The following is a 12,287-nucleotide window of genomic DNA, read 5'->3' on the forward strand; positions in this document are numbered from 1 at the left end:
CCTCTTTTATTGTCGTTTGCCCGTGCGCGTCAGTCGGCGTAACTGCCGTCTTCAGCATCGAGTATCGTCTTCATCTGTTCGAAATGGGCCAATTCCGCGCCCTTGTAGGTGTCCCATTCATGGGCCGTCTGTTCGGCCAGTTCGTCGCTCATGATGGAAAGGGGCTGGCCGGTGGAATAGGCAAGGATCATCGTCTGGGCGGCGCGCTCGAGATAATACATCTCGTCAAAGGCCTCTGCGACCGTCTCTGCCATGACGGTGACGCCGTGATTGCCCATCATCACGGTCGAATGGTTGCCGACTGTCCTTGCAATACGTTCGCCTTCCGCCTCTTCGGTGGCGATGCCGCCGAAAGAAAGATCGATGCCCATGCGGTTGTAGAACCGGGCGGTATTCTGGTCGATCGGCTTGATCGACGGGTCCTTCAGGCCTGCCAGTGCTGTTGCATGGGGTGGATGCAGATGGAGCACGACGCGGGCATGCGGCACCTCGCGGTGGATGGCGGAGTGGATCGACCAGGCGGACGGATCCGGCGCATCCTTGCGCTGCATGGCAGACTTGTCATCGGCATCGAGCAGCAGCAATTCGCTGGCCTTGACCAGGCTGAAATGCCGCCAGCGCGGATTGATCAGAAACTGCTTGCCATCCGGCGAGACGGCAGCGGAAAAGTGATTGGCGACGGCCTCGTTCCAGCCAAAGCGTGCCGCCAGGCGGAAGGCTGCGGCAAGGTCGATGCGGAGCTGGCGCTCTGTGCTGATTTGTGTGTCGATACGGACGGCTTCGTTCATAGGATGGACTCCTTGAATTGAACAGCTGGCGACAGTGCATGGGTCTGCCGTGTGATCATTCGGGTGAATAACCGGCGAATGCGGCGATAGCGTGCGACATAATCAAACGTCCGCGAGGTCGAGGTGCTTTTCAACGCGTTCGAGGCGCTCGCCCGGAGGGTCACCGCGCCGAGAAATGCGCGCATACTGTTGGTCGAGAAATCCCAGCCGCTCCTTCGTCTCAAGGCGATTCTGGGTATGTAGGGCGAGCGTGTCCTGCATGCGCTTGAGGGTCTCGTCGATGAGCTTTTCGGACATCGATCCATCCTCTTTGACAATGAATACAGTACCATAAGGCCTACTCCACAATCTCCGCGGTTTCGATCACGGCATGGAAGAGGACGTCGGTGCCGGCGGTGGCCCATTCCTTGGAGATGTCTTCGGCCTCGTTGTGGGATAGGCCGCCGACGCAGGGGCACATGACCATGGTGGCCGGTGCCACCTTTGCGGCCCAGCAGGCGTCGTGGCCGGCGCCGGAGATCAGGTTCATGTGGCTGTAGCCCAGCCGCTCTGCCGCGTTGCGGACATTCTCGACCAGCGTTGGATCGAATGTCACGGGATCGAAATGACCAACGGCCTCGACCGAACAGCCAACGCCCAGAGCTTCGCAGATGCTGGCGGCCTCGGCCTCGATCCTGGCGCGCATGCGGTCGAGCTTTTCCTGGCTCGGTGTGCGGATATCGACTGTGAACGTGACCTTGCCCGGCAGCACGTTTCTTGAATTGGGTGAGAAGAACATCTGACCGACACCGCCGACAGCGCCCGGCTGCTCGCTCATCGCCACGGTCTGCACCATTTCCAGGATGCGGCTCATGGCAAGGCCGGCATTGACCCGCAGGTTCATGGGCGTGGAACCGGTATGCGCTTCCTTGCCGGTCAGGGTGAATTCCAGCCACCACAGGCCCTGACAGTGGGTGACGACGCCGATGTCCTTGTTTTCGGCTTCAAGGATCGGACCCTGTTCGATATGCAGTTCGAAATAAGCGTGCATCTTGCGCGCGCCAACCTCTTCCTCGCCCAACCAGCCAATGCGCTTCAGTTCATCGCCATAGGTTTTGCCCTCGGGATCCTTGCGGTTATAGGCGTAATCGAGCGAATGGATACCGGCGAAAACGCCAGAGGCCAGCATGGCCGGCGCGAAGCGGGCGCCTTCTTCGTTGGCCCAGTTGGTCACAACGATCGGGTGTTTGGTCTTGATGCCAAGGTCATTCATGCTGCGCACGATTTCCAGTGCGCCCAGCACGCCGAGCACGCCATCATATTTACCGCCGGTGGGCTGGGTGTCGAGATGGGAGCCGACATAGACGGGCAGGGCATCGGGGTCGGTGCCGGGACGGGTGGCAAACATGGTGCCCATCCGGTCGACGCCCATGGTCATGCCGGCGTCATCGCACCATTTCTGAAATAGCGAGCGACCTTCGGCATCTTCATCGGTCAACGTCTGGCGGTTGTTTCCACCTGCGATGCCGGGACCGATCTTGGCCATCTCCATCAGAGAATCCCAAAGACGATCGGAATTGATGCGCAAGTTTTCGCCGGGTGCCGCCACCATGATAAACCTCACCTGTTTTTCCGGAGATCATGCAAGCTGCATGTCTCCCTTCGTTCCCCTGGCCGCGGCGCGTTTGTTTTTGTTTTCACGCCGGCTATATCGCACGTTGCCTTTGTTGGACTTCTCGCGGATAATTTGACCGATTGGTAAACCTTACAATTTCCGGCGCGGCACTCAAGACGGAAAACGCGAAAAAACAGTGTGGTGTGCGGATAATTGCATAAAAATAAAACAGTGCTGGAAATGAAGGCAGCAGGTCAGGCTCAGCTTTGACGATTGCCGGTTAAGAAAGACGATAATGGCCATACCCAGGGCGGCGCAGACGATCCGGCGGACCCGTATCCAAGAGGAAAAGGAAGAGCGCATACTGGAAGCCGCGCTCGATGTCTTTTCCACCGCAGGCTATCGCGGTTCAACGATTGACCAGATTGCCGAAGTGGCCGGCATGTCCAAGCCGAACCTTCTCTATTATTTCCGCACCAAGGAGGCGATCCACCGCTCGCTGATCGATCGGGTGATGGAGAACTGGCTGGAGCCGCTCAGGGCTTTCGACACCATCGGCGATCCTGAAGACGAACTGCGCTCCTATATTCGCCGCAAACTGGAAATGGCGCGGGATTTTCCCCGGGAAAGCCGACTTTTTGCCAATGAGATCATTCAGGGCGCACCGCATATCGAGGATATGCTGCATGGGCCGCTGAAGGAACTTGTGGATGAGAAGGCCCAGATCATCGAGGTGTGGATTGCCGAGGGCAAGATCGCGCCTTGCGATCCGCGCCATCTGATCTTTTCCATCTGGTCGACCACGCAGCATTATGCCGATTTCGATGTTCAGGTGCGAGCGGTGCTGGGCGAGGGCGCGGCGCGCGAGACGCGTTTCGAGGATGCTGCCGAGTTTCTGGAGGGTCTTTTCATTCGCAGCCTTATGGGCTCTGCGCCATCCAGATCCCGATCAATCGGGCAATAGTGCCATTACCACCAGGCCACCGGCCGTGACCAATGCACCGAGAAAGATTGGCGCTGCGGCCCATCCATGGCCGAGAAGGCCCTCATAGACAATGATGTATGACGGCGTCAGATAGCCGTAAGCCAGAACCTTTGGCGCGGGCAGGCGCATGGAAGCATATTGCAGCAGAAAAACCGTCAGTGCTGTGGTTGCGATGGTGAGATAGGCAATGGTGATCCATACGATCGCTGGCAGGCTGGCGTAATCGATTTCCCAAAGTTCGGGGGCGGCGATGGCAAACAGCATGAGAAATATGACCACCGACTGCCAGAAACCGAACAGCAGCGGATGGTCCTTCCTATCAAGCAGCCGGATGACCGGCACATACATCGCGTGGCAAAGAACGCCGATGAAATAGATCATCTCGCCTCGACCGACATCAAAGCGTAGAAGCGCGTCCACATCGCCGCGGAATATGACCCAGACGGAGCCGATGGCGGCGATCACGAGGCTGAGCAGGACACCGCTTCTGGTGCGCTGGCGCAAGAGAACAAGCGCAAAGCCGGCACTGATCAAAGGCATCAGGGTGAAAACCGCGCCGGTGGAGACCGGATTCGTGAACTCCAGCGCTATGAACATTGTGAGCATGTAGATGCCCATCAGTCCGCCGAAGGCCAGATACCTTACCGGCTGCGGTGGCAATCTGATCGGCTTGCGCACGATGATCAGGTAAAGTCCGCCCAGCAGGCACATGTTGAAGAAATAGCGCAGAGCCTGGATGGCCGTCGGGTCGGCATATTGCGTGGCGATCCCGCCCAGCGAGAAGGAACCGGCGATCAGCGCAGCAAACAGCATCATGGCAAGATGCGCGCGCAGTTTTTCCGCACCCTTTGCGTGACTGTTGTGTGGGGATGCCGGACGGCTTTGGACTGTATTGGTCATGGAAACGGGGTTCTCACGGACGGGAATGCCGAGCGCAGGCGGCTGCGCGCACCCGCCGGTCTATCACGCAGTATACTGACCGGGAAAGTCCGGGTTGCGCCAAACTTTGGTGCAGAGCGGTGGGGAGCCGATTGCTCAGGCACTTAACCCGGATGCCGGCTGCCTGGGGAACCAGTTGCGTTGTTTGGCAAAAATGGCGAAATCATTGGCGCTCATCGGTCGCGCCAGGGCGTAGCCCTGAAGTGTCTGGCAGCCAAGATCACGCAACAGAGACACATGGTCCATTGTTTCGACGCCTTCAGCGATGATTTCGATATTCAGTGATCGGCCAATATCGACAATGGACGAGATCAGGCGACGCTGTGGCTCAGATTCAAGAATGGGCCTGGTCAACTGGCGGTCGATCTTCAACCTGCGCGGAGAGAGTTTCAACAGGCTGAGAATGGAGGCGTAGCCGGTGCCGAAATCGTCGATTTCGATATCGATACCCAGCGCCCTGATTGCGGCCAGCGCCTTGTTGGTGCTCTCATTCTTGTCGTCGAAAGAAATGGATTCCAGCAGCTCGAAGGACAAGGTTCCCGGCCTGACATTCAGTTCCTCTAGATGCTCCACCAGCATGTCGTCGAACAGGCGCTGGGCGGAGATATTGACCGAGACCTTGGGGATGTGGAGGCCGGTTGCCGTCCACCGGGTCATCTGCAACAGGGACTGGTCGAGAATGGCTGCGTCGATCTTGGCAATGACATTGAGTTCTTCTGCCGCCTTGATGAAGTGGCTGGGGTCCAGCATGCCCTTTTCCGGATGATCCCATCTTGCCAGTGCCTCTACGCCCACGATTTCCAGCGTGTGGGAATCGAATTGCGGCTGGAAATGCGCGACAAACTCGTTTCTCTCGATAGAGCGCAAGATCGCGTCATTGGTGCGCTTGCTGTCGACTGCCAGGGAGCGCATTGCATCGGTGTAGTGCTCGACACGGTTACGACCACGCCGCTTGGCTTCATAAAGCGCTATGTCGGCGTTGATCAGCAATTGCTCGGCCTTGAGGTCCGCATTGGAGCGAGAGGCGATGCCGATGCTGGCGCCAACACGGCAGTCCTGACCGGAATAGCGGACCGGCATGTTGACGGCATCGATCAGCCGTCTCGCCAGGTCCGTGAATCTGGGCGCATCGATCCGGCCAGCGCAGACGACCACGAATTCGTCTCCGCCAATGCGGGCGGCAAAGTCGCCGCCGCGGATGTTTTCGCGCAGTCGTGCTGCGGTATGGCGCAGGATCTCATCGCCCGCACCGTGTCCGAGCGTGTCGTTGATTTCCTTGAACCGGTCGAGGTCGATGTGGAGTAACGTATAGGTCGAGTGCGGCCCCTCGCTGGCATCCGCTGCTTTCAAATGCTGATCGAGATAGCGGCGGTTGGGCAGTTCCGTCAGCGCATCGTGCAGCGAATTGTGTTCCATATGCTGGCGGGCACGTTCCAGTTCCTGGTTATGCTTGTCTGCCTGCAATTTCGCCTTACGCAATTCCTGCTGGAGGCGCATGTCGCGCGTCACGTTCCAATTGACGCCGACGATCTTCTTGCGGAAGGCCGAGTCGCGATACATCGTGCCATAGGCGCGGATATGGCGGACTTCGCCGGAGGGGCAGACGATGCGGAATTCGTTGGTGAAGTCACGGCCGGTTTTGATCGTCTCGTGGAGTGTACGCTCTGCGTCTTCCACATCATCGGGATGAACACTGCCTCGCCAGGTGGCATAATTGTTCTGCCCATCCGTCGGTTTTTCATCGAAGAGCATGAACATGCGCGCATCCCAGTCGAGTATGCCGCTACCGACATCCAGTTCCCAGACGCCGATCTTCGAGGCTTCCAGCGCAATTTCCAGCCGGTGCGAGATGGTCCGCAGATCTTCTTCGCGCTGACGCAGTGCGGATATGTTTTCCTGGCGTTCCCGCAGCAGACTGGCGACCCAAAGAACCGGTCCGATGATCATTACGCCGATGACGCAGGCGAGCAGCTTGAAAAGAAACGCGTTGGCCGGCGCTGTATACCAACCGGATGCCGGTACCGCGAAGATCTGCCACTGATCCGTGCCGAAGTTCACGGTCGTGATGACGGGATGGTCAGACACAGCAGAAGGGTTTCCGTAAATCGTGTGTGTCGTGCCTTCTTCGCCTTCGTTGGCGACAATCGCCACATTCAAGCTTTCAGCCGGCAAGCCGCTGTCGGCATATAGTTTGTCGAGATCGACCAGACCGGACAAGACGCCCCAAAATGTGCGGCCGGCGGCACCGGTTTCCTGGACTATGGGATAGTGCACGACCAAAACGGTCTTGCCGTCCCGCAGCGTGATCGGCCCGGTCACCACTATTTTTCCCTCGTTTTGAACCTTCGCCACGGCGGCATGCTGTTTGGCGTCGCGCCGCAAATTCCAGTTCAGATGCCCCATATATCCACCGGTTGGATAGACATAGCGTGTGACAAGATCAGGAGATGCGGACACACTGATCAACTGCGAGGGATGAGAGAGCAAGTGCCGGGCGATGGTTTCAAAGCGATCTTTCGCAATCACATCGCCTTCGGCTTCAAGGGTCGCCGCTATGCCCTGCATCATATGGATATTGGCGGCAATGTTGCCTTCAAGGCCGGCCCTCAAGCGCCCCAGACTCTCGGTCGTGTTGGTGCGAAGGTTCTCGAGGTTAAGTTTTTCGTTTTGATGGGTTGCGTAGGTGACAGCCAGGAAAACGCCCACGACGACGATAAACGCCGGTGCGTAATATGCAATCGATGCATAAAACGACGCCCAGCTGAGATCGCCTTTTCTGCGTGTGGTCATCTAAAGACCGGCCCCCCGACCCACCAACAATAACGGCGACGGGCTGGAAGCACATCGACGAATTTTCGTTAAAGTACTCGCTATTGTTGAACGCTTTCTAAATCAGACTGTTGAAATGCAGTCTACTCAGGTGGCGCTAGTTCAGGGTGTCGATCCGGAGGCTCTGCGTATCAGTGCATCGCAAACCTGGTCAATTTGGGCGTGCACAAGAAAACGCCCGGACAGAGCCGGGCGCTGGAGGATGCTATTCCGCGGCCTGAACGGCCATCGGATTGTTGGGATGGGTGGTCCAGTTCGCGTAGTTGGGGTCGACCGGCTTACCGGTGCGCTCGTCCATCGCGCCGGGTTCCAGACCGACCATGGTGATGCAGTTTTCCACGGGACAGACGTTAACGCACAGATTGCAGCCCACGCACTCGTCTTCCATGACCTCGAACTTGCGCAGGCCATCGACCATGCTGGTGATTGCCTGGTGGGAGGTGTCCTCGCAGGCAATGTGACAGCGGCCGCATTTGATGCAGGCATCCTGATCGATGCGGGCCTTGGCAATGTAGTTGAGGTTGAGATACTGCCAGTCGGTGACGTTCGGGACGGCACGGCCGGTAATGTCGTCGAGATTACGGTGGCCCTTGGCATCCATCCAGTCGTTGAGGCCGGTGATCATCTCCTCGACGATCTTGAAGCCATAGGTCATCGCCGCAGTGCAAACCTGCACATTGCCGGCACCCAGCACCAGAAATTCAGCCGCATCGCGCCAGGTGGTAATGCCGCCGATACCGGAGATCGGCAGACCAGCTGTTTCCGGATCCCGGGCGATCTCGGCCACCATATTGAGTGCAATCGGCTTGACGGCCGGGCCGCAATATCCTCCGTGCGAGCCCTTGCCGCCGACCGTAGGGTTGGGGGCGAAGCTGTCAAGGTCGACCGAAACGATGGAGTTGATCGTGTTGATCAGCGACACCGCATCCGTGCCACCCGATTTCGCCGCGCGGGCGGGCTTGCGGATGTCGGTGATATTGGGCGTAAGCTTGGTGATCACCGGCATGCGGCTATACTGTTTGCACCAGCGCACGACCATTTCGATATATTCCGGCACCTGACCGACGGCGGCACCCATGCCGCGCTCGGACATGCCGTGGGGACAGCCGAAATTGAGCTCGATGCCATCAGCACCGGTCTCCTCAACCAGGGGGAGGATCGATTTCCAGCTCTCCTCCTCGCACGGCACCATGATGGATGCGATCAGTGCGCGGTCCGGCCAGTTCTTCTTGACCATCTTCATTTCCTGCAGATTGATCTGCAGCGGACGGTCGGTGATGAGTTCGATATTGTTCAGACCCAGGAGACGGCGGTCTGCGCCCCAGATGGCGCCATAGCGCGGGCCATTGACGTTGACGACCGGCGGTCCTTCCTCGCCCAGCGTTTTCCAGACAACGCCGCCCCAGCCCGCCTTGAAGGCACGCTCGACATTGTAGGCCTTGTCGGTTGGCGGGGCAGAGGCCAGCCAGAAGGGGTTCGGTGACTTGATGCCGACGAAATTATTGCGAAGATCAGCCATGATTTTATCCTCTCATTCCCGGTTCAAGCGACAGCACTTGCCCCCGCCACGCTGAGCGCGGCGAGAGAACGATGGATGCTTTCGGCCGCATCGCGGCCCATGGCGACAGCCGAGACGGTCAGATCCTTTCCACCGGTTGCGCAATCGCCGCCGGCCCAGACGCCTTGCAGCGAGGTGCGCCCCTCGGCGTCGATGGCGATCTTGCCACCTTCGGTCTTCAGTGTGTCCATGCCGTAGGTGTCGAGCTTCTGACCAATGGCCACCAGAACCTGATCGGTGGCGATCTGGGCGATATGGCCGGTGCCCTTCATCAATCCGTTTTCAAGATGGGTATATTCAAGCTTGATCGCGCTGACATGGCCGTGTTCGTGTTCGAGTTCCTTCGGCTGTAGCCAGTGGCGGATAACGACGCCCTTGGAGGTTGCCAGATCCTGTTCGAATTCGGAGGCATTCATGTGTTCCTTGCCGCGGCGATAACAGATCGTCACGGTTTCGGCACCCAGCAGCTTGGACTGGACGGCGGCATCAATGGCGGTCATGCCGCCGCCGATGACGACGACATTGCGACCGACCGGTATGTCGGCCTTGCTATCGGCTTCGCGCAGGTGGGAGATGAATTCCACGGCATCGAGTATGCCGTTGGTATCCGTGCCTGGAATGTTCAAACCATTGACGTTGCCGAGACCGACGCCGAGAAAGACGGCATCAAATTTCGATTTCAGATCAGTGAGCGTGAAATCGCGCCCCAGCATTTCGCCGTTGATGACGTCGATATTGCCGATGCCGAGAATGTAATCCACTTCCGTCTGGGCAAAATCATTGGGCGTCTTGTAGGCGGCAATGCCGTATTCGTTGAGGCCGCCTGCCTTTTCCTTGTGGTCGTAAATCGTGACCAGATGACCGTTCATGGCCAGGCGATGCGCGCAGGCAAGACCGGCTGGGCCGGCACCGACCACGGCGACCTTTTTTCCTGACGCTTGCGCCGGTTGGTAGAATTGATGGCCCTCGGCAATGGCAATATCAGTTGCGTAGCGCTGTAGGCGGCCGATTTCCACGGGGCGTTCTTCCGCGGTATTGCGAACGCAGGCCTCCTCGCAGAGCTGTTCGGTGGGACAGACGCGGGCGCACATGCCGCCCAGAATATTCTGGTCGAAGATCGTCTTTGCCGATCCCATCGGATTGCCCGTGGAAATCTGTCTGATGAACATCGGAATGTCGATGGCGGTGGGACAGGCCGTCATGCACGGCGCGTCGTAGCAAAAATAACAACGGTCTGACGCAACAAGGGCCTCGTGGTCGCCAAGCCGTGGATGCAGGTCGGAAAAGTTGCTTTCGTATTCGGCAGCGTCAAGCCGCCCGGCCTTGAGGCCCGGTTCCAGTCTTCGCATCGCAGTTCCCTCTATCGTTTTTTGTGGTGCGACTGCGAAGAGGCTAACCCGGTTTTTAAAATTTATCAAACGGTAAAAAAACGATTTCACCCTTGCGAATGCGGTGTTCTGAAGCGTCCGCAGCCGCCTTGAATTGTGCGACGGGCGATCTTTCGGGTGCCGCTCGATCGGCGGGGGACGAGCTATGCCGCGGGATTGATTCCATCTTCGCGCGCTGCTAGAGAAATTCACACTTTATTAACGTTAAAATTTTCTTATAGGCCGTCATGACGTCCACTCAAAAACAACGACACTATCTGGCGCAATTTTACGAAGGCGTGGACGGCAGCGATGCCACCCATCGCAAAGCCAATCTTGTGGCTCGCGCCGTTTTTCCCGTGGCGGGGGTGAAATCCTTCCAGGCTGCTCAGGTCCGGATCGTCGGTCTATCCGATGGCGGTGCCGTTCTCCATTCCAGCATGTTGGAGTATCTGCCGGAGCATTTTTACCTGTGTCTGGGCGAACGCGAAATTTTCATCACCTGCGCCCGCCGCAAGGTCGAAAACGGTGAGATGACGGTCACCTTTTCAAACCGCGAAGATCCTGCCTTTATCGACGCCTTGTGCCAGATCACCTTTCCGCTCAGCACCCTCAAGCGGCTGAGAGGGGAGAGCGTTCGCGCAATCGAAGCGCGTATCGTGCGGCGTGCGGACAAGCACTGACATCGTCGATCTCAGTTTTTCAGGTCTCATTGCAGCCGCTATCCGCCATAGGATCTCGTCCGTGGCCTGTGGATTTTTACCATCTGTTAAGGTTGAAATTTGATTGCACTGAAACCCTTGTCCGTTGCGCGCTAAAGCAACCTCTTAGACCAAAAAAAGTCATTGCGTTTCAAGAGGTATTGTAAATGAGCGTCAACCGTCACGGTGTGTCAGATGCGATAGGTATTTCCGCCGACAGCACGGCGTTGCCTGTGCGTGAAATACACCCGCAGAGCGGGTCTTCGACACGTGATTTCATGATCGATGTGGCCAAGCGCGCCGCCAGGCCCGGCAATGTTGAAGACATTCCGGTTCAGGTCGAGGTGGTGATCGGCCGGATGAAAATCTCGGTTGCCAAACTGATGGCCGCTTCCAAAGGCCAGTGCTTCTCACTCGACACACATTTCGGCGAGCCGGTCGAACTGCAGGTTAACGGGCGCACTATCGGCTTTGCCGAACTCGTGGCCGATGATGCCGATAATTTGATCGGTGTGCGGATGCTGTCGATCAATACTGAGAGCTGAACCTTACGATTGAGGCGCCACGTTTCTGGTGAGGCGTTGGTGTTCCTGCTCGCGCCAGGCCCGTGGAGGCAGGCCGGCATGGCGTGAAAAGAAGCGGCTGAAATAGGCCTGATCTTCAAAGCCCAAGGCATCGGCGACCTGCTGGATGGTAATCTGTGCAAAGACCAGTTCACGCTTTGCCTCCGTCATCTGTCGCTCGGCGATCAGGTGACTGACGGGCTTGCCCGCAAAGGCATGGGCAATGCGGTTGAGATGCGTGACTGAAAGGCCGAGCCGGCTGGCATAAACGTCGACGGGCCAGCGCTCCCGAAAACCGACCTGTATCAATGCCATCAATGCGTCGAAGCGCGATCTGTCGCGATTTTCTTCCGGCGAGACGTTTGGCGCTTCCATGCGTCGCAGCAACATCAGGGCCGTTGCCAGATGAGCCTCTGCCATGACCACGGGTCTGGCGCTTCCTTCCGCAATCGCATTTTCCAGCCTGTCCAGGGTCTCTGTCAGGTAGCGGGCATCGTCGTGTTCACTCTTTATCGAGACGAGGCGCGGCGAATGAAGCCAGTCGCCAAGGCCGGGGTGACCGGGCCGGCATATGGGGAAATGACGGGCCAAAACGGTGATCACTGCGCCGTCAATGTCATCGGAAAAGGTAAAGCCGTGGCGATGGCCTTCGGGGATGACGATGGCGCAGGGTGCCAATAATTGCTGCTGAACGTCGCCCAAAACCGCTATCCCGCTGCCTTTGCGGATGTGCAAAATTTGAAATAGCGCATCATGGCGATGTGCGTTGATTTTCCACTGGTGCAACCGGCTGCGGCTCGCAATCGACTCGGCATGCATCCAGAACTCACGTGCAGAGGCCGTTTCCTCACCATAGAGACTATAGGTCGGTATGCGCTGGTTCATCGGTTGGTGTCCGGGCGATGGTTGAATTGTCCAAATAATTGGCGGAATATTCCATTGAATGCAAGTCGTGCCCTCTTA

At 57.9% G+C, this 12,287-nt stretch carries 11 protein-coding genes; 3 read left to right on the plus strand and 8 right to left on the minus strand.

Annotation, left to right across the window (positions count from 1 at the left end):
• Positions 1-29: 29 nt before the first annotated feature.
• From ACWPM9_RS06185 to ACWPM9_RS06195, 3 genes are all read right to left on the minus strand, one after another.
• The gene (locus ACWPM9_RS06185; RefSeq protein ID WP_484757104.1) at positions 30-788 is read right to left on the minus strand and encodes a class II aldolase/adducin family protein; all 759 of its coding nucleotides are present in this window, start codon (positions 786-788) and stop codon (positions 30-32) included.
• Between the two features lie 102 nt (positions 789-890).
• Positions 891-1,085, minus strand: a complete 195-nt coding sequence (locus tag ACWPM9_RS06190) for a hypothetical protein (protein WP_484757105.1) — start codon at positions 1,083-1,085, stop codon at positions 891-893.
• A gap of 40 nt (positions 1,086-1,125) precedes the next feature.
• Positions 1,126-2,379, minus strand: coding sequence for a Zn-dependent hydrolase (locus ACWPM9_RS06195; protein WP_484757605.1), 1,254 nt, complete (start codon positions 2,377-2,379; stop codon positions 1,126-1,128).
• A gap of 298 nt (positions 2,380-2,677) precedes the next feature.
• Here ACWPM9_RS06195 and ACWPM9_RS06200 point away from each other — a divergent pair, with 298 nt between their 5' ends.
• Entirely contained in the window at positions 2,678-3,346 is a 669-nt protein-coding gene (locus ACWPM9_RS06200) for a TetR family transcriptional regulator C-terminal domain-containing protein (RefSeq protein WP_428188892.1), read from the plus strand.
• Here the strand turns inward: ACWPM9_RS06200 and ACWPM9_RS06205 are convergent.
• The 4 genes from ACWPM9_RS06205 to ACWPM9_RS06220 all read right to left on the minus strand — a co-directional run bounded on the left by ACWPM9_RS06205 (position 3,332) and on the right by ACWPM9_RS06220 (position 10,042).
• The gene (locus ACWPM9_RS06205) at positions 3,332-4,267 is read right to left on the minus strand and encodes a DMT family transporter (protein WP_484757106.1); all 936 of its coding nucleotides are present in this window, start codon (positions 4,265-4,267) and stop codon (positions 3,332-3,334) included. The genes ACWPM9_RS06200 and ACWPM9_RS06205 overlap by 15 nt on opposite strands.
• A gap of 135 nt (positions 4,268-4,402) precedes the next feature.
• Complete coding sequence (locus ACWPM9_RS06210) at positions 4,403-7,096, minus strand: bifunctional diguanylate cyclase/phosphodiesterase (protein WP_484757107.1); 2,694 nt, start codon at positions 7,094-7,096, stop codon at positions 4,403-4,405.
• Between the two features lie 244 nt (positions 7,097-7,340).
• Positions 7,341-8,654 carry an NAD-dependent dihydropyrimidine dehydrogenase subunit PreA gene (gene preA / locus ACWPM9_RS06215; protein ID WP_484757108.1) on the minus strand — a complete coding sequence of 438 codons (1,314 nt, stop codon included), beginning with the start codon at positions 8,652-8,654 and terminating at the stop codon, positions 7,341-7,343.
• A gap of 23 nt (positions 8,655-8,677) precedes the next feature.
• On the minus strand, positions 8,678-10,042 hold the full coding sequence (locus tag ACWPM9_RS06220) for an NAD(P)-dependent oxidoreductase (protein ID WP_484757109.1): 1,365 nt from the start codon (positions 10,040-10,042) through the stop codon (positions 8,678-8,680).
• Positions 10,043-10,308: 266 nt separating this feature from the next.
• Between ACWPM9_RS06220 and ACWPM9_RS06225 the strand changes: the two genes are divergently transcribed.
• Positions 10,309-10,743 (plus strand): hypothetical protein, encoded by a 435-nt coding sequence (locus ACWPM9_RS06225; protein WP_428188887.1) that lies wholly within the window; start codon positions 10,309-10,311, stop codon positions 10,741-10,743.
• Positions 10,744-10,928: 185 nt separating this feature from the next.
• Positions 10,929-11,306 carry a FliM/FliN family flagellar motor switch protein gene (locus ACWPM9_RS06230; RefSeq protein WP_484757110.1) on the plus strand — a complete coding sequence of 126 codons (378 nt, stop codon included), beginning with the start codon at positions 10,929-10,931 and terminating at the stop codon, positions 11,304-11,306.
• Between the two features lie 3 nt (positions 11,307-11,309).
• On the opposite strand, the gene ACWPM9_RS06235 is transcribed toward ACWPM9_RS06230, so the two are convergent.
• Positions 11,310-12,209 (minus strand): helix-turn-helix domain-containing protein, encoded by a 900-nt coding sequence (locus tag ACWPM9_RS06235; protein ID WP_484757111.1) that lies wholly within the window; start codon positions 12,207-12,209, stop codon positions 11,310-11,312.
• Positions 12,210-12,287: the final 78 nt, after the last annotated feature.

It is taken from the genome of Agrobacterium sp. H141 (assembly GCF_057158725.1).